Source organism: Halomicronema sp. CCY15110, from assembly GCF_016888165.1.
In the GTDB taxonomy this organism is placed as follows: domain Bacteria; phylum Cyanobacteriota; class Cyanobacteriia; order Phormidesmidales; family Phormidesmidaceae; genus Halomicronema.
In genome coordinates this window covers 125,463-144,177 of the sequence record NZ_JACSWC010000433.1, presented here as the reverse complement: position 1 = coordinate 144,177, position 18,715 = coordinate 125,463, and the positions used below count along the sequence as shown (strand labels likewise).

Annotated in this window: 15 protein-coding genes; 4 read left to right on the top strand and 11 right to left on the bottom strand. The window is 54.2% G+C overall.

Going from position 1 to position 18,715, the window contains the following annotated elements:
- Positions 1–265 precede the first annotated feature (265 nt).
- Positions 266–571 (bottom strand): Uma2 family endonuclease, encoded by a 306-nt coding sequence (locus tag JUK32_RS25470; protein ID WP_239113072.1) that lies wholly within the window; start codon positions 569–571, stop codon positions 266–268.
- Positions 572–789: 218 nt separating this feature from the next.
- On the opposite strand from JUK32_RS25470, the gene metH reads away from it, so the two are divergent.
- The 3 genes from metH to JUK32_RS25455 all read left to right on the top strand — a co-directional run bounded on the left by metH (position 790) and on the right by JUK32_RS25455 (position 6,236).
- The gene (metH, locus tag JUK32_RS25465; RefSeq protein ID WP_204141677.1) at positions 790–4,497 is read left to right on the top strand and encodes a methionine synthase; all 3,708 of its coding nucleotides are present in this window, start codon (positions 790–792) and stop codon (positions 4,495–4,497) included.
- A 91-nt stretch (positions 4,498–4,588) separates the two neighbouring features.
- Positions 4,589–5,704: an AI-2E family transporter gene (locus JUK32_RS25460; protein WP_204141676.1), complete on the top strand. Its 1,116-nt coding sequence runs from the start codon at positions 4,589–4,591 to the stop codon at positions 5,702–5,704.
- 73 nt (positions 5,705–5,777) lie between these two features.
- Positions 5,778–6,236 (top strand): GatB/YqeY domain-containing protein, encoded by a 459-nt coding sequence (locus tag JUK32_RS25455; protein ID WP_204141710.1) that lies wholly within the window; start codon positions 5,778–5,780, stop codon positions 6,234–6,236.
- A gap of 255 nt (positions 6,237–6,491) precedes the next feature.
- Here the strand turns inward: JUK32_RS25455 and JUK32_RS25450 are convergent, their stop codons facing one another.
- From JUK32_RS25450 to JUK32_RS25420, 7 genes are all read right to left on the bottom strand, one after another.
- On the bottom strand, positions 6,492–6,689 hold the full coding sequence (locus JUK32_RS25450; RefSeq protein ID WP_204141675.1) for a hypothetical protein: 198 nt from the start codon (positions 6,687–6,689) through the stop codon (positions 6,492–6,494).
- Positions 6,690–6,899: 210 nt separating this feature from the next.
- A complete protein-coding gene (locus JUK32_RS25445) occupies positions 6,900–8,045 on the bottom strand; it encodes a low-complexity tail membrane protein (RefSeq protein ID WP_204141674.1) in 1,146 nt (381 codons plus the stop codon).
- Positions 8,046–8,050: 5 nt separating this feature from the next.
- On the bottom strand, positions 8,051–11,008 hold the full coding sequence (gene infB / locus JUK32_RS25440; RefSeq protein WP_204141673.1) for a translation initiation factor IF-2: 2,958 nt from the start codon (positions 11,006–11,008) through the stop codon (positions 8,051–8,053).
- A 261-nt stretch (positions 11,009–11,269) separates the two neighbouring features.
- A complete protein-coding gene (locus JUK32_RS25435) occupies positions 11,270–11,563 on the bottom strand; it encodes a YlxR family protein (protein ID WP_204141672.1) in 294 nt (97 codons plus the stop codon).
- A gap of 19 nt (positions 11,564–11,582) precedes the next feature.
- Positions 11,583–13,127 carry a transcription termination factor NusA gene (nusA, locus tag JUK32_RS25430; RefSeq protein ID WP_204141671.1) on the bottom strand — a complete coding sequence of 515 codons (1,545 nt, stop codon included), beginning with the start codon at positions 13,125–13,127 and terminating at the stop codon, positions 11,583–11,585.
- A gap of 98 nt (positions 13,128–13,225) precedes the next feature.
- Positions 13,226–13,696: a ribosome maturation factor RimP gene (rimP, locus tag JUK32_RS25425; protein WP_204141670.1), complete on the bottom strand. Its 471-nt coding sequence runs from the start codon at positions 13,694–13,696 to the stop codon at positions 13,226–13,228.
- Positions 13,697–13,853: 157 nt separating this feature from the next.
- Positions 13,854–15,287, bottom strand: coding sequence for a hypothetical protein (locus JUK32_RS25420; protein ID WP_204141669.1), 1,434 nt, complete (start codon positions 15,285–15,287; stop codon positions 13,854–13,856).
- 235 nt (positions 15,288–15,522) lie between these two features.
- Here JUK32_RS25420 and JUK32_RS25415 point away from each other — a divergent pair, with 235 nt between their 5' ends.
- A complete protein-coding gene (locus JUK32_RS25415; RefSeq protein WP_204141668.1) occupies positions 15,523–16,425 on the top strand; it encodes an alpha/beta fold hydrolase in 903 nt (300 codons plus the stop codon).
- An 88-nt stretch (positions 16,426–16,513) separates the two neighbouring features.
- Here JUK32_RS25415 and JUK32_RS25410 read toward each other — a convergent pair whose 3' ends face one another.
- The 3 genes from JUK32_RS25410 to apcB all read right to left on the bottom strand — a co-directional run bounded on the left by JUK32_RS25410 (position 16,514) and on the right by apcB (position 18,707).
- Positions 16,514–17,467: an aldo/keto reductase gene (locus JUK32_RS25410; protein ID WP_239113071.1), complete on the bottom strand. Its 954-nt coding sequence runs from the start codon at positions 17,465–17,467 to the stop codon at positions 16,514–16,516.
- A 297-nt stretch (positions 17,468–17,764) separates the two neighbouring features.
- Positions 17,765–17,968 carry a phycobilisome linker polypeptide gene (locus JUK32_RS25405; RefSeq protein ID WP_204141667.1) on the bottom strand — a complete coding sequence of 68 codons (204 nt, stop codon included), beginning with the start codon at positions 17,966–17,968 and terminating at the stop codon, positions 17,765–17,767.
- A 253-nt stretch (positions 17,969–18,221) separates the two neighbouring features.
- Entirely contained in the window at positions 18,222–18,707 is a 486-nt protein-coding gene (apcB, locus tag JUK32_RS25400) for an allophycocyanin subunit beta (protein ID WP_204141666.1), read from the bottom strand.
- Positions 18,708–18,715 lie beyond the last annotated feature (8 nt).

Genomic DNA, 18,715 nt, shown 5'->3' with positions numbered 1-18,715 from the left:
TCATCCCGACTTACTCGCACTAAGCGGGATGATGAGGGGAAGAGAGAAGCGGCAACTTCTCTCTTCCCCACCTAGAATCATTCCCCGTGCAACAAAATTACACGATGTCCGGTGAGAGTGCAAGCCTGGTGATGGTGCTGTTGACGCAGGCCGCTCATCCCGACATGACCATCACTGGCATGTAAAACCTGCTCAGAAACTCCGCGCCGGGGACCCTTCACCCCAAAAGAGCGCGACTACAACGATCTCGCCCTCGTCATCACCCTCAATCACATCCTCGAACACCTCGAGACTTTGGTGGTCGGCGATCGCGCAGCGTCTCTGAAGGAAAATCGAAGGCTGCCGTTGAGTCCGACAACACCGCCACCATTAGCTGCGGCAAGCGCTTGTAGGTCGAGGTCTCCGCGTCACAGGTGACCACCACATCAGGATAGTAGAGGCAGTTCCGTGCTTCAACGCGCACTTTCATAGCAGCAATGTAAACCCGACATCCCGTCCCCCGAACGTGACTGCGCAAGAGGGCGAAAAGGTTGACCGCGATCGCGACAGGCACATCGCTCGCCCCCGCCATCGAAAACGCTTAGCCATCAATATGTTCGGGCTCTCCGCTTCTAGACCCAGACACTCATCCGGCGTCAGTATGGGAGACGCCATCATCGGGCCATCACCAAATCACTGACTCGATTTTAAGCAGCATTCACTGGGAGAACCTGCATCGCCTAAACAATCGTGTAAAAATGGATTTTATCGCGATTTTTTTGACCATCACCTACGGCTGACGCTTCTGCTATGACCCACGCCTTTTTACAGCACCTTCATCGCCCCGATCGCCCCGTTGTGGTATTTGACGGCGCAATGGGCACCAACCTGCAAGTGCAAAATCTGACCGCCGAAGATTTTGGTGGCCCAGAGTATGAAGGCTGTAACGAGTATCTGGTGTTTACCAAGCCCGAAGCCGTCGCCAAAGTGCATCGCGGCTTTTTAGAAGCCGGGGCCGACGTCATCGAAACCGACACCTTCGGCGGTACCTCCATCGTGCTGGCGGAATATGACCTGGCCGACCGAGCCTACGAACTCAACAAAGCCGCTGCCGAACTCGCGAAAAGCGTCGCCGCTGAATTTTCGACCCCCGCCAAACCCCGCTTCGTCGCCGGTTCCATGGGGCCTGGCACCAAGCTGCCCACCCTCGGCCACATCGACTTCGATACGCTGAAAGCCGCCTACGTTGAGCAGGCGAAAGGACTCATCGACGGCGGCGTCGATCTGATGCTGGTGGAAACCTGCCAGGACGTGCTGCAAATCAAAGCGGCGCTGAACGGCATCGAAGAAGCGTTTGAGGAAACGGGCGATCGCCTGCCCATCATGGTCTCCGTCACGATGGAGCAGCAGGGCACCATGCTCGTCGGCACCGAAATGGCCGCCGCCCTCGCCATTCTCGAACCCTACCCCATCGACATTCTGGGCCTGAACTGCGCCACCGGCCCCGACTTGATGAAAGACCACGTCAAGCATCTGGCCGAGCAGTCCCCCTTCGCCATTTCCTGCATTCCCAACGCGGGACTGCCGGAAAACGTCGGCGGCCAAGCCGTCTATCACCTTTCCCCGATGGCGCTGCGCATGGCGCTGATGCACTTTGTGGAAGATCTCGGCGTGCAGGTCATCGGCGGCTGCTGCGGCACCCGACCGGAGCACATCGCCCAACTGGCGGAGCTGTCGAAGGATCTGCACCCGAAGGAACGACCCGTGAGAGGGTGTGAGGGTATGAGGGTAGTAGGGTATGAGGGTAGCAGCGTAACCGAGTCACCCAGTCACCCAGTCACCCCGACCCCCAGCCACCCCGACCCCCGTCCGGCCTTCAACTACATCCCCTCTTCCGCGTCCATCTACAGCCCCCAGCCCTACGACCAGGACAATTCTTTCCTGATTGTGGGGGAGCGGTTGAATGCCAGCGGTTCCAAGAAGTGCCGCACGATGCTGAATGCCGAAGACTGGGATGGACTGGTGGCGCTGGCGCGATCGCAGGTGAAAGAGGGAGCCCACGTCCTCGATGTGAACGTGGACTATGTGGGCCGCGATGGCGAGCGCGACATGCACGAACTCGTCTCCCGCCTGGTCACCAACGTCACCCTGCCGCTGATGCTCGACTCTACCGAGTGGCAAAAAATGGAAGCAGGGCTGAAGGTGGCGGGGGGCAAGTGCATCCTCAACTCCACCAACTACGAAGACGGCGACGATCGCTTCTTCAAGGTGCTGGAGCTGGCAAAGACTTACGGCGCGGGCATCGTGGTCGGCACTATCGACGAAGATGGCATGGCCCGGACGGCGGAGAAGAAATTCCAGATTGCCCAACGCGCCTATCGCGATGCGTTGGAGTACGGCATTCCGGCCCGCGAGCTATTCTTCGATACCTTGGCACTGCCCATCTCTACCGGCATCGAAGAAGACCGGGTAAACGGCAAAGAGACCATCGAATCGATTCGCCTGATCCGTGAAAATCTGCCCGGCTGCCACATCATGCTGGGGGTGTCCAACGTGTCCTTTGGTCTGAATCCGGCGGCGCGGGTGACGCTAAACTCCGTGTTTTTGCACGAAGCGATGCAGGTGGGGTTGGATGGGGCGATCGTCAGCGCCGCCAAAATTCTGCCCCTCGCTAAGATCGATCCCGATCACCAAAAGATTTGCCGCGACCTGATCTACGACAACCGGGATTACGACGGCGATATTGTCACTTACGATCCCCTGACGAAGCTGACCACGCTGTTTGAAGGCAAAAGCCTGAAGAAGAAAGAGGCGATCGCCAAAGACCTGCCCATCGAAGAACAGCTCAAGCAGCACATCATCGACGGCGAACGCATCGGTCTGGAAGACGCCCTGGCCAATGCCCTGAAACAGTACGAACCCCTCCACATCATCAACACCTTTTTGCTCGACGGCATGAAGGTCGTCGGTGAACTGTTCGGCTCCGGGCAGATGCAGCTGCCATTCGTACTGCAATCCGCCCAGACTATGAAAGCCGCCGTCGCCTATCTGGAGCCCTTCATGGAGAAATCCGAGGATGACGACGACTCGGGCAAGGGCATCTTCATCATCGCCACGGTCAAGGGCGACGTGCACGACATCGGCAAAAACCTGGTGGACATCATTCTTTCCAACAACGGCTACAAGGTGGTCAACCTGGGCATTAAGCAGCCCGTGGAGAACATCATCCAGGCGTACCGCGAGCACCACGCCGACTGCATCGCCATGAGCGGTCTGCTGGTGAAATCCACCGCCTTCATGAAAGACAACCTGGCCACCTTCAACGAAGCGGGCATCAGTGTGCCCGTCATCCTCGGCGGCGCGGCCCTCACCCCCAAATTCGTCTACGAAGACTGCCAGAACACCTACAACGGCAAGGTCGTCTACGGCAAAGACGCCTTCGCCGACCTGCACTTCATGGACAAGCTCATGCCCGCGAAGTCAGCGGGGAACTGGGATGATCTCCAGGGCTTTTTGGATGAAGCGGCAGCAGAAATTCAAAATGCCAAATTAGAAATGCAAAATTCGGAGGAGGTAGAAACGGTTGCTGAAGACCCAGCCACCCAGCCACCCAGCCACCCAGCCACCCAGGACACCACCCGCTCCGACGCGGTCGAGATCAACATCCCCCGGCCCCAACCGCCGTTCTGGGGCACCAAAATTCTCAATCCCGAGGACATTCCCCTGGACGAAGTGCTTTCGTATTTGGATTTGCAGGCGCTATTCGTCGGGCAGTGGCAGTTCCGCAAGCCCAAAGAGCAGTCGCGGGAAGAGTACGATGCCTTTTTGCAGGAAACCGTGCATCCGATCCTGGACAAGTGGAAAGCTCGCATTCTGGCCGAAAAGCTGTTGCATCCGCAGATTGTCTATGGCTACTTCCCCTGTTTAGCAGAGGGAAATTCGCTGCACATCTACGATTCTGAGCTAGTGACCCATCCGGAGGTGGCGAAAACTATTTCGGCGTTGCCCGACCCGATCGCGACCTTCACCTTTCCCCGCCAAAAATCCCTGCGCCGCCTCTGTATCGCTGACTTCTTCTTGCCCAAGGATCAGGCGAAGCCGGGCGAATTTGACGTGTTTCCCATGCAGGCGGTAACGGTGGGCGAAATTGCGACAGAATTTGCCCAAAAGCTGTTTCAGGCCGATCAGTACACCGACTATCTCTACTACTACGGGCTGTCGGTGCAGACGGCGGAAGCGATGGCGGAATGGTGCCATGCCCGCATCCGGCAGGAACTAGGCTACGGCGATCGCGAACCCGATACCCTCCGCGAGATCCTCCAGCAGCGCTATCAGGGATCGCGCTACAGCTTTGGCTACCCCGCCTGTCCCCACATTCCCGATCAGTTTATTCAGCTCGACTTGCTCAAGACCGATCGCATCGGCATGCACATGGACGAGAGTGAACAGCTCTATCCCGAACAGTCAACCACCGCGATCATCACTTACCATCCCGTGGCCAAATACTTCAGCGCTTAACGTGTGACCGCGCATTGTGACTCATTTGCCGCGCAACTTTCCAAGAGTCGCGTAGAATCCAGTCATGCCGATGTGCTGGAGGAGTGATGCTGTGAAACTTTCAGATTGGATTAGCCTCATCTGTTTCGTACTGTCTTTGATTATTCTTTGGCAGTTTCGCGGCATTTTGCTGCTAGTGTTTGCCGCAATTGTCTTAGCCATTGCCCTCAACAGTTTGGTGCGGCGCTTCATGCAGCGGTACAATTTGCCGCGATCGCGGGCCGTGCTCATGTCCATGGGAATTGTGCTCATCTGCCTGGCGCTGTTTAGCGTCCTGGTCGTACCGTTGTTTGCCAACCAGTTTGAGCAGTTGCTGGCACTGGTGCCCCAGGGGTTCAATCGCCTGGATGGGTGGGTGACCGGGTTGTCAGAAACGCCCCCCGACTGGGTACCCGAATTTTTCACCGAATTTGAACTCCCCCGGCTGAACAATCTGATCCAGCAGTTTCTGTCATTTAGCGGTCAGTTCTTTGGGAACTTCGTTAGCTTTTTCTCGGGTTCGGTCGTGACCATCCTGCAGGTTTTGCTGCTGTTTGTGCTCACGATGATGTTCCTGAGTGATCCCACCGCCTATCGCAACCTGCTGCTGCGACTGTTTCCGTCACACTATCGGCGGCGGGCCGATGAGATTTTGTCGAAATGTGAATGGTCGCTGCTGTCCTGGCTGGGGGGCGTCTCGGTCAATTCGGTGTTTGTGGCAACCCTGAGTTTTGTGGGGTTGGTAGTGCTGCGAGTCCCCTATCCCTTCCCCAATGCCATGCTGGCGGGACTGTTTAACTTTATTCCCAATATTGGCCCGGCCCTAAGCGCAATTTTTCCCATCATTGTGGCGCTGTCGCAATCTTTTGGCAGCGCGATCGCCGTGCTCATTCTCTACGTGGTCATTCAAAACCTCGAAAGCTATTGGTTCAGCCCGATGATGATGCGCAAGCAAGTGTCGCTGCTGCCCGCCGCAACGTTGGTGGTGCAAATCTTCTTTGCCAACTTTTTAGGGCCGGTCGGGTTGATTTTGGCGCTGCCTCTGGCGGTAGTGTGCAAAACTTGGATCGAGGAAGCCTGGATTATTGACATCTTAGATATCAGTCGGGCGGACTCGCCGGAAAACGCCACCATCTCTCTGGCATCCGAAACGGAACCAGCCATTGAAGCCGCGAGCCAATCGGAATAGCGATCGCAGTGATAGACGAGATAGGAGGCGATCGCTACGATAAAGAATGGATTTTGTTCAACCAATTACCATCATGAGCCTCAAAGACCGCATTTCTGAAGACATCAAAACCGCGATGAAGGCCAAGGATAAACTACGACTGGAAACGGTGCGCAGCATCAAAAAGGTCATCCTCGAAGATGAAAGTACGGCACGGGGCAAGGGACAGGAGGGGCTGACTGAAGAGGCTGAGCTGGGCATTTTGACCCGATTGGCCAAGCAGCGCAAAGATGCGATCACGCAATACACCGATGCCAACCGTACCGACCTGGCTGATAAAGAAGCTGCCGAACTCGCCATCATTGAAGAGTACCTGCCCACGCAAGTCTCTGACGCCGAAATTGAGGCGATCATCGACGGCCTAATTACGAAAACCGGAGCCGCGTCAGCCAAAGACATGGGCAAAGTGATGGGGCCAGCCATGAAAGAACTGCAAGGCCGTGCTGATGGAGGTAAAGTACAGGCCCTGGTCAAAGCCAAGCTAGCAGGGTGATCCGGCCAACACGATGCTGCATTACTTGACACATGCTCAGCTGGCAATCGAGCTGATCTGCCCCAGAGGGTCGCCATAGCGGGGGATCGAGCCGTAGCGGCTGTTCTGTAGCATTCGCAAACCATCCATCAGCAACGCTTGACATCAAGTAGCGTTGCCCCCAGAACAACACCCTCGACCTTAGGGAAAACTCCGATAGATCGAGGGTGCTACTGAAGCTGATGGGTTTTAAACGCCGCAACCCAGGATGAAGGGTTAGTAAGCAAGAGTTTCTAAAGTTTCACGCAAATAGAGGCGAACTTGCTTATCGAGGGAGAAATTGACAAGATCTGTAGATTGTTGCTGCTTCCAGCCTTGAAAACCAGAGCTGTTGGCGATCGCCTCTCTGAGATTAGCCCAAATTTCGCTATCTTCAGAGGCGTTGCGCATCGATACCGAAGGAAAACTGGCCATACGCGCTTCCATAGTGAGAGAACAAACGGTGATTAAGTCTTGGCCCAGCGGATCTCTTTATAGTCTCGCCCAGCATTAACTCATCAACCTCAGCATAACGCACCTAATCTCGGCTTCATTGTGCGTAGAACCACACTTTCATGACAAATTAGGGCGGAAATTAAGATTTCCTAAACAGGTTTTTAATTTATGACATTGACTAACTTTTATCTAGCTCGGGTCTAGACCTGAATGTACTGAATGCCAACCATTCATAGACTGCTCCGATGCACAGTTGCTATTGCCTGGGGGAGTTACCAACTCAGACTCATCTAGTGCATCAGTCCGTTCCTCGGCTATGTCGGCATCAGTGTGGATAGCCTCTGCGTTCTGAAGTGGAGCCTCGAGCTGAGTCGGCTCTTCTAAACGCGCGATCGCATCAGCCGAGTGGGAGTATGGAAGCGCTGGGCTGTAAGCTATTGCTGCCGTTGTCGGTATATCGACCAACTGCGAGTCATCATCCATTCCATCCCTGGACTCTGCCGCCGCCGTGTGAGTAATGCTGTCTTCTTCAGCATCAGATGACGACCCTGTGTGGTGAGCATAACGGGATAACTTATGCGAGGAAACAGTCGAAAAACTCTCCCTTGATTCAGCACTGTCAGGCTCTTCAGGTGGGGCCTCAGCTACCTCATCCGTGCCCAACAGGAAAGATTGCATGTCACCACTGCCAGCATCAGCTTTGAGCGAGGGCGCTATAGACTCCGAGTCCGAGCTCTCCGCTGCTGGGCCGACCTCGGGCAAAATCCGGCTCAGCCGCAAGCCCAGCACCAAAAACTTCGACAAAATGTGACTGACTTCAAAAGGTGTAGTGTTTTCCAGTTGCCGAGGTGACGCCAGCAAGAGAGGCACAACTGTCGCAGGCACTAATGCGAATAAGTTGGCTAGCCCAAACGCGCCCGCACAAATCGCCCATCCTGTCGCCCGAGATTGACCCGCTAATCCCGGCAGGTCAATCGCCATCGGGGCCATCTGATACAGACGATACAGAACCCCCCAAAGCGCTATCGCAGTGAGTAAAAGCAGCCCTCGACTCCACCAACTTCGCTGGAGAGTCAATAAACGTCGCCGCTCTTCCGACAGTCGATCAGGGCGCAGGGCGAGCCCCGGCACACCAAAGACATAAACCGGACGCCGCAATTGCAGCCACAGAATTGGCAGCGTACCGATCAACGTCAATGTCGTGATCTCTAGCCACGGAGGAGCAATAGGCTCGCCGATCGCTAACCCTGCCAGACACACATCTAACCACAGCGGCACCGTAGCCAGACCCGCCAGATGTAGCCAAAGGTAGGGATCGCGACGATGAGAAGACATGAAGGTTATACCGGTGACAGTTTACGGCGTTGAGTGACAAGCTTAAAGGCTTCAATGCGATCGCCTTCTTGCCAACCGTTAAAGTTATCTACACCGATACCACATTCAAAGCCCGAGGCCACTTCTTTGACATCATCTTTCATCCGCTTGAGGGAATCAAGGGTGCCTTGATAGACCACCTCATTGCCGCGGAGAACCCGAATCCGGCAGTTGCGAGTCACTTTACCTTCTGTGACATAAGAGCCCGCTATCGTGCCCTTGCGCACTGAGAACACGGCCCGAACTTCGACTGCCCCCAAGGGCTCCTCGACCAGTTCCGGTTCCAACAAACCTTCCATTGCCCCTTGAATATCATCCAAGAGGTTATAGATGATGTCATAGTCACGGACATCTACGCCTTGGCGATCAGCCGCTTGACGCGCCCCCGAGGCCAAGGTTGTGTTAAAGCCAATCAGCACGGCACCGCTAGCCGCAGCCAGATCGACATCCGTTTCACTAATTTCGCCAGGAGCCCCTAGCAATACGCGAATCTGCACCTCATTTTGAGGCATTTGCTGCAGCGCGGCCAAAATTGCTTCGACTGAACCCTGAACATCCCCTTTCAGAATGATGTTCAGCTCTTTGAGTTCACCTTCTTGCGCCTGAGCTGACAAGCTGCTTAAAGTGACCCGGCGAGACGCCATAGCCTGTTGCAAACGAGAACGGCGCTGTTCATCGGAACGAGAATTCGCGACACTGCGAGCCTCGCGCTCATCCGCAAACACTTCAAACTCATCCCCAGCGGCCGGCACATCATTGAGACCAAGCACCTCCACCGCAAAGGATGGCGTGGCTTCTTTGACGCGATCGCCGCGATCGCCGATCATAGCCCGGACTTTACCAAAGACGGAACCCGCCACGACGCTATCCCCGACTCGTAGGGTGCCATTTTGCACCAGCAAGGAAGCCACCGGGCCACGGGCTTTGTCCAGGTTGGCCTCAATGATCGTGCCTTTGGCCAAACTATCCGGGTTGGCGTGCAAGTCTTCAACTTCCGACACCAAGAGAATCATTTCCAGCAGGGTGTCGAGGTTATCGCCATTAATGGCACTTACCGGCACCGTGATGGTGTCACCGCCCCATTCTTCTGGGACTAGACCATGTTCCATCAGCTCCTGCTTAACGCGATCCGGCTGAGCCGACTCTTTATCAATCTTGTTGATCGCCACCACGATAGGTACTTCTGCGGCCTTCGCGTGACTGATGGCTTCGATCGTCTGGGGCCGGACACCATCATCAGCGGCAACCACCAAAATCGCAATGTCAGTGACTCGCGTTCCCCGGGCTCGCATCGCGGTAAAGGCTTCGTGCCCCGGTGTATCGAGAAAGACAATCTGCTGTTTATTGCCATCATGCTCCACATCAACGTGGTAAGCACCGATGTGCTGGGTAATGCCACCCGCTTCCCCTTGAGCGACTTTAGTTTGTCGAATTGAGTCCAGCAGCGTAGTTTTACCATGGTCAACGTGGCCCATGATCGTCACGACTGGGGGTCGCTTCGACAGGTTCTCCAAATCTGCCGCCGAGAGCATCTCGGTGACTTTCTTCGCCTCCGATTCAAGTTCAGCAGTTTCCACTAGGATTTCAAACTCTTCTGCCACCATCTTGGCCGTTTCGACATCCAAGGTTTGGTTGATATTGGTCGCAATTCCTTTGAAGAAAAGTAGCTTAATGATTTCCGTTTCGGGCACGAGGATCTGATCCGCCAATTCATGGACGGACAAACCACCCCTCAACGTAATCATTTCAGGCCGCTCGGGCTCATTATTCTGATTACGGCGATCGCGCCGCTGACTGCGACTGCTATCGCGCTGCTGGGGCTTGTGAGATTTAGGCGTGCTGACAGGTTTAGGGCCACCACCCTTTGACTTGGGTTTTGGCGGCCGCGCGAGGGACATACTCAGGGCAGCGGTCGCACCGTTGCTACTGTTTTCCCCCGTCACCTCGTCAAGATCAGCCAGGATTTCCTCTTCCTGATCCTTGAGGAGATCATTGCCCCGTCGCTTGGTCTTCTTAGTTGTCTTCTGCTGTTCTTGCTCGTCGTCCTCGCGCTCTTTAGTCTTACGCTTGTGGCGCGGGGGCGAGGGACGGCGTAGGATAGGCTCTTCAGTGGCCGAATCAGGGGCTGACGTGTTGTCCTCATCCGCTGATTCGCTGGCCTCATTCAGGGCTTCAGAGCGCTTTGGCCGAGGTCGTTTAAGCTCGGGCTTAGGCTTCAGCAGTGTTGCTTCATCATCGTCATCAATTTCGCGAATTTCAATCCGCTTGGGTTGCCCATCATCATCACCGCGCGCATCCGAGCGATCGCGTTTCTTCAAAACGGGCCGAGTCGGCTTGGCCGGTTTGGTCGGTCTTTCGGGCGGCCCAACCAGTTCCAAATCAGGCTTCGCTGGCGAGGGTGCGGAGGGTGCCTCGGGTTTCACAGGGGGCTGCATGTCAGCCTTAGCGGCTGGCATTGCTGGGGGACCGGCTAGCTCCTCAGGCTCGGGCGAACTACCAGGTCGCTTAAGCTTGGGCTTAGACAAGGTAGTCGGCGTCGCCGGACGGCTAAGCTCGACTGGGGCTGAAGATTCTTCCGCCGCATTAGCTGCTGGTGGCGAGGCCTCAGGAGGCGTCGGAGCCACTGCCGACTTGGGACGATGACGACGAATCTCTAAAATTTGCTGCTTCTTCGGGCGGGGCGTTTCATTGCCTTTCGCAGCAGGCTTACGAGGCCGGGGTGGCGAGGGCTTAGTGGGCTTGCTCAACAGTTTCCCAGAGGTCTCCTTGACCTCATTGCGAATGCGTTGGGCATCCTCACCCGCGATGGTGCTGCTGTGGCTTTTGGCAGCAATCTCCAACCGTTCACAGATGGTCAGAATATCCTTGTTTTCCAAGCCAAGATCCTTTGATAATTCGTATATTCTGACTTTGCCGTTGTTCATTCAAATCTCCCTCGCCAATATCGTTATTTCATAAACAAACCTGCTTTGTTAGACAAACCTTACATTGACTCGCTGTGGCAGGTAGCCGCAGTTCCGAAATTCAAGCTATCAAAATCAGGTCTATAACTTCAAAAAGTTGAAGCTATCAACTCTTTCGTCATGCACTTACAACCGCTAGGGCGTTGCCCTATCAGCCTCTTACAATAGCGCACCTAACAGTAGGCCGCACATTTCAGCGAAATGTCTTAAGAGTATAGAGGGTTAGTCGCAAGTGGCAGTGCTACTAGAGGTTGCCCCTTGATGAGATGCCGATTGCAGTCGTCGTCCCAGCTGCTGGTAAATTGCTTGGGGGACTGGCGCTCTCAATGATCTGCTTAGGCGATTTTTCTTTTGCGCCAGACTTAAACAGGTGACATTGGGGCAAAGGTAAGCCGAGCGTCCCATCCCTTGATTGACCTGAACCGTGCCAGCACCATACTGACGGACTACCCGCCACAGTGCTGACTTAGGTGCGATCTTACGACAACTTACACAGCGTCGATGATTAGGTTTCATGACGTTAGTAAAGGAAAGCTCATTCCTCCTCTTGGGCGACTTCTGCCGTCAACTCATCATCTGCGGAAGCTGCGGGCTCTGAGGCTTCATCCTCGACCGAAGTGGCAGTGGCTTCCGCTGAGTTCTCTTCCGAGCCTTTTTCCATGGTAGCGGCTGGTGACTCTTCTGTTGCCGTTGTGTCCGGATCATCTGTCAATGTGGCCTCAGTTTGACCGTTGGCGGCCGCTAAGGCAGCGGCTTCCGCTGCTTCCCGCGCGTCTTCCTCTTCAGCGGCGGCCGCGATCGCTGCCAAACGGGCCGCTTTAGACGCCTGCCGCGCCTCTTCCTCTTCTCGGCGGGCCGCTGCCGCCGCTTCGCGAGCCGCTTCTTCCGCTTGCCTCGCCGCTAGTTGCTCAGTGAGTTTGCGGTCTTCTTCGGCATAGTCATATTTCGCCGTGTCTTTGATGTCGATTTTCCAGCCCGTCAACTTAGCGGCCAAGCGGACATTTTGCCCTTCTTTACCAATGGCTAAGCTGAGCTGATCCTCAGGCACCAGCACATGGGCTTGCCGATCTTCAGGATTCATCAGGCGCACTTCATCCACCCGTGCTGGGCTCAGGGCATTCGCAATGTAAGTAGCGGGGTCGAGCGAGTAGCGGATCACGTCAATTTTTTCGCCGCGTAGTTCACTCACCACTGCTTGAATCCGGGAGCCCCGCGCCCCGATACAGGCTCCCACCGGATCAACGTCTCGTTCGGCGGTATCAACGGCAATTTTGGTGCGTGGCCCCACCGATCGCGAGGGCGGACTCGCTTCCCGAGCGACAGCGACAATGCGGACGATTTCATCCTCAATTTCGGGCACTTCGTTGGAGAATAGCTCCACCACCAAGGCCGCATCGGCCCGAGACACCAAGAGCTGTGGCCCGCGATGCGACCCTTCCGAAACCTTTTTCAGCACGGCACGGAACTGGGAGTTAGGGCGATAATTATCATTGGGCAGTTGGTCGCGCTTGAGCAACTCGGCCTCCACTTCTGGCTGCCCGGTACCGCTGCTGACGGTCATGATGACGGACTGGCGCTCGAACCGCTGCACCTTGGCGGTGAGCACTGTGCCTTCTAAATCTTGGAACTCTTCCTGGATGAGTTTGCGCTGTTGGTCGCGGAGCTTTTGCGCGAGCACTTGCTTGGTTTGGATGGCGGCCATGCGGCCAAAGTCTTTCTGCTCGGGGGTCACATCCAGTACCACCACGTCACCCACTTGCGCTTCTGGGGCGACTTCAAGGACTTCTGCCAAGGCGATTTGGTGATCGGGGTTTTCGACCTCTTCCGCAATGGTTTTGCTGGCTAATACGCGAAATCCTTGTTCGTCTTCGTATTCGATATCGAGTTCAATATCAAAATTGTCAAAGTAGCCTTCCTCAAAGTTGGCACCATCAGTGGCCCGATGGGTCCGGCGAAAGCGCTCATACCCTTTGAGTAAAGCTTCTCGCAACGCATTTTCCACGGCATATTTGGGAAGATTACGCTGCGCACTAATTTCATCAATAGTTTCTTTTAATTTTGGCAGGCTAACTAAAGACATCGCTGGATTTTCCTCAACTCCCTCAAAAACAGTGGCGATCGCGGTAGCCACGTAATACTTAACTGTAGAGACCTCTGGGTCTGTCGGGCTCTAGCGATCTACTCTATGGCCTGATTGCTCAACTCCACCTGGGCGACGAGCGATCGCGGTAATTTAGTCGACTTTCCCTTGCGCGTTAAATAAACATAATCATCGTCGCGTTTGAGTAATTGACCGATCCAGGTTTGGCGCTTTTTATACACTTCTGTCAGCTTGACCTCAACCATAAAGCCTTTGAAGACCATGAAATCGCGATCGCTGGTGAGCGTTGTTGAAATCCCTGGACTGGATACTTCGAGAACGTAGGCATCAGGGATGAGATTAGTCTCATCAAGGACAGCCGCCAGCGACTGACTCATGTGCGCGCAATCCTCCAAACTGGTATCTTCGGCCTGGTGATTGCGCACATCAACCCGCAAAACCGGGGGCGCATGGTTCGTCTGAAAGACCGCATCCACGACCTCTAACCCCAGGTGCTCAGCGATGGGGGTCGCTAAGTCCAAGATTTGAGGCACCAGCGGATGAACCATACAAAACTCCAATAAAAAAAGTGGGTGCGAAGCCCACTTCCTAGAACGTTCAGTATCAGGAAGGAACGGATCAAACTTGAACCGCTCGGCTTACAATACTAACGCAAAATCGCCGCATGATTATCGCTGGACGGTACCTTAAAAGGCTACACCCCAATCATCGTCGGGTTTGAGTCAAGTCATACAGTTTGTAATTCTCGTCTCGTAAGCGATCGATATCCTCAGACGAAAGCTGTTGGACATAGTTGATTTTGATTTCTTCCAACAACGCGACTGTCCACTGTTCCAGTTCATCCACCGTATTATCTTGCTGCACCTCGTTCCGTAGCGTCTCACCAATCTTAGAGAGCAAATCGCGAGTCAAAGCCGCTCCTTGCTCATCTTCGATCGCGCCGGTCGCTGTCTGATACAGCGTTTGCGATAGCTGGCTAATCACCTGCTGTGAAATCTGCTCGGGCAAGTTACCGATGCCGGGCAAACCGCGAAAGCTCTGAAATCCAGGGGCTTGATTCAGCGCCTGCATGACACTGTGCTGCAACCAAGCATCCACTTCTGGTTTGATGTGGGGCAACACCTGATAAATCGTAATCGTGGTCAGCTTGGAAGTAATGGCTTCGACTTCATCCACGCCATTGATATCGATGTATTGATTTTTTGCGCCGATCGCTAACAGCCATTTGGCGACATCACCATCACGAATGAGGTTTTGCACTTGATCCACAATGCGCAAGACGACAATTTCCGTCAATTCCACCGCAAAGGTGGACACGAAGATGCGATTAATGCGATTGCGTAGGGGAATCAGGTTCACCAGTTGCGAATGATTGACTCGCACCGACACCGGAATCACTCGCAGCCAGCGCCAAAACGGCAGAAAGAACAGCAAGTCGTACCAGCGCAACAGGACGGCATCTAGCAAAGTGTAGTTCTTATAGCGGCGGCTGATGTAAAGCGACCGCAACAGCATTTCGGCGGCGAAAAAGGCGATAAACCAAATATCCAGTTTCCAGAAGAAATAGTCGGCAGGCTGACCATTTTCACCAATGCCACGGAAGTAGTTAGTTTCAAACAACGGCACGATGTCTTCGTTGAAGTAGGTGATTTCTTGAGTCCACCCTTGGGTGGTGAGATAGTCTTCACTCCAGAAGGTGTCGAATGCCGCTTTAGAAGACTCCAACTCGACGCGATCGCGCACACTATTTTTGATCCGCTCTAGGGTGCCTGATTTGCTAGCAATGCTGAACGGATCTTCATCGATAATGGCACTGCTCTGTTCCCGCAAATCCGCCAGCAGTGACTGAGCTTGCACCGATTGCAAGCCAGTTTGGGCGACTTGCTCTTCTAATTTATCAATCGTGTTGAGATAGTTAACAGTGGTGCGTTCCGGGGTGATGCCTTTGAAGACTTCGCCATACCACTGGGTAAATTCGGGAAAGAACCGCAGGTAGATGTCGCGAAAGCGGATGTAGCTGAGATCAAATAGAACCAGCATGAAATTGATCACCGCCAGGACGGCGACCAAACGCTCAAACCAGAGCGCTGTCGTTCTGATAATGGGACGACGTTTTTTAGTGCGGGTGAGTGCTGCCATAGCGATAACGGGATGCTTTAAGCGATTTGCCTAGATGATTGTTTGCCTGTTTGTGAGAATAGACTGCTTGATCCCTTTTCTCCAAGAATTCTCCCGTTTTTACTGAGCGATCGCGGCGACGGTGACCTCAAGCCACTCGGTTAGCCGGGACTGATGAGGCCATTAATCGTGTCAACATCTCGCTAAAAATTAGTAAGATACAGATTGTTACATACCTTTACAGAGGTCAGTGTTCATGACTGCCGCGATCGCCCCCAATATTCATGCTGTGTCGGCACTGCCGGGGCAGTTTTGGTCCTGGGAAGGCCATGATATCTACTACGTCGCAGCGGGTGAACCGCGCGGCGATCGCCCACCGCTGCTACTGGTACATGGGTTCGGCGCATCCACTGACCACTGGCGCAAAAATATTCATGAGTTACAGGCTGACTTTGAGGTTTGGGCGATCGATTTACTCGGCTTTGGGCGATCGGCCAAGCCTGATCGGCAATACAGCGGTCAGCTTTGGCGCAACCAACTGCATCACTTCATCCAAGAAATGATTGGCCGCCCCACCGTGATTGCGGGTAATTCCCTCGGCGGTTATGCCAGCTTATGCGTCGCTGCCGACCATCCCGAGTCCGTCGCTGGCGTGGTATTGCTCAACAGCGCTGGCCCGTTTCCAGACGGCGCAGCCGCAGCACCCCCTAATCCCTGGCAAACGGCTATTCGACAAACCATCCAGATGTTCATGCTCCAGCCATTTCCCAGTTGGCTCCTGTTTCAATACGTGCGGCAGCGGCGTAACGTTCGCAAAACCCTGCAGCAGGTTTATATTGACCAAACAGTCGTCACTGACCAACTAGTTGACGATATTCTGCGGCCAGCTAATGATCTGGGGGCTGCCCAAGTCTTTGCGTCGGTGTTCAAATCTCCCAAAGGCGATACTGTCGATGCTTTATTGGCACAGATGTCTGCCCCCCTCTTGATTTTGTGGGGAGAAGGCGACCCCTGGATGGATACCCGCCGCCGCAGCGAGCAGTTTCGTCAGCATTATCCCCAACTTCAGGAACATTTTTTGCAGGCGGGGCATTGCCCCCACGATGAAGTGCCCCAGCAGGTAAATCAGCTGATGCGGGACTGGGTCTTGAGTTTATAAGCGCCGATAGCACTCACCATTTGGGGAGCGCTGTGCTGGACCGCCAAGGTTTAGGGTAGGGCTGTGGCTGCCGGGTTATCTCACTGAATTATTCGTCCCACAGATTAGCCAGGGTGTAGGGGCCATCTTCTACCACCCAGATAGAGCCATCGACATAGCGACGGTGGCGATCCAGGGCTGCGATCGCTGCCATATCGTCGCCTGTCAATGTCATCTGGGCAGCCGCTAAATTTTGTTCGATCCGGGCCGGATTCACCGATTTAGGGATCACTGCCGTACCCCGCTGCATCGCCCACCGAATCAATACTTGCGCTGGCGTCGCTTGATGCTGGGCGGCAATTTCCACAATGGTTGGGGCTTCTAGTAACACGGGTTCATCATCAGCTTTGAGTGAAGCAGGGCGATCGGATGATCCCAAGGGGGAGTAGGCCGTGAGGAAAACATTTTGAGCTTGTGCGAACTCCAGCAGATCTGTCTGTTGTAAATAGGGATGCAGTTCGACTTGATTCATCACCGGGCGAATGGTGGCGGTGTCTAGCAGCGATCGCAGCTTCATAATGCTGAAATTAGAAACCCCGATCTGTCGAGTCATGCCCGCTTGCACCAGAGACTCCATCGCCTGCCAAGTCGTCGCGATCGGCAGCTCTTCCAGGCTCACCAGCTTTTCTTTCGTAAGCGGAAAGCCCTCCCCCGACTTGATCGCCACAGGCCAGTGCATCAGATACAAATCCAAATAATCTAACTGCAAATCAGCCAAAGTCTGCTTCAAACCAGCCTGAACATCCCCAGGCGCGTGTGAATCGTTCCAAAGTTTAGACGTAATCCACAATTCATCACGGGTGACAATACCAGACTGCAGAGACTCCGCCAGCGCCCGACCAATCTCGGCCTCATTGCCATAGATGAGCGCACAGTCAATATGTCGATACCCTAGACTAAGCGCGGCTTTCACCGCTTCATACACTTCTCCAGGAGCCGACTTCCAGGTTCCTAAGCCGATCATCGGCATCGTGTCACCGTTCGGATACCGTAGGGTCTGCATTGTGACCGCCTCATACACAAACAACGGTCTGACTCTAGCGAATTCTTTCCCCAAGGGACAGCACCAGCCTCGCTCTTGAAGACACCAGAGGCTCCATTGGCACAGCCCTTAGCCATGGGAGCGTGAATTTTGTGAATAAAGCATGATAATCAGCCCCAAGCTCTAATCCATGGCGGCACATCACCACTTGAACCCTTGGGAGAGCAATCACCACTATCCATAAGCCACAAAAAAGCAGGCATGCATCACACACACCCGCCTTAATCACTCACATTACCCAAAGCAAAAGTTTGAAGCTTACTGCAATCCGGCGTTGGTACCGGGCTTACCTGTTGCCATTTCGACCTTAACAATTTTGCCACCCATTTTTTGGATGCGCTGCTGCTCACGAAACCAGTTGTCGTAGGGAACCAGTTTGGTGAAAAAGGTGTTTTGCAACTCTCGCTGGGTGCGAATGCGAGTTTGACTCGGGACACAGGCCGTAATCTTAAACATTCGCATGGCTAATCAGCTCTCCTAAAACCTAATGTCAATCGACAGCAAAGAGAAGGGCGCATTAATAGGCGATCGCGCTTTCACTCAGAAAGTCTGCAAAAACCGATTAAGCCCTCAAAACCGGAAACATCTCCCGCAGAAGGCCTGTGTCTAAAGCCAATGCCATACTCAGAACTTCTTAGTAATAACACTCACCCCAGACAGAGTTTCTGCGGGAGCCCATCTACAAGATGGGAGACGAAGCTACTCAGATCTACGTCTAGCTCAAGCCAGAACAGATGTAGTCGAAGTAGACGCCCATTTCCTTACCAGCGTCAGCGCCAACCAAACCAGCGGTGACTTCCTTCATTGCTTGAATCGCGTTCACAGTTGCACCAATGGGCACACCCAGAGAGTTGTAGGTCTCTTTCAAGCCATTCAGTACACGCTCATCCAAGATAGAAGGATCACCCGCCAACATGGCGTAAGTGGAATAGCGCAGATAGTAGTCCAAGTCGCGAATGCAAGCAGCATAACGACGAGTGGTGTACATATTGCCGCCGGGACGGGTGATATCGGAGTAAAGCAGAGACTTAGCAACTGCTTCCTTGACAATATCAGCCGCATTGGCGCTAATCGCGGTAGCTGCACGAACCCGCAGCTCACCCGTTTGGAAGTAAGCCTTCAACTTGTCCAGGGAGCCACCATCTAGGTACTTGCCCTGCACATCGGAGGCGTTAATGACTGCAGTAATTGCGTCTTGCATGATTTGAT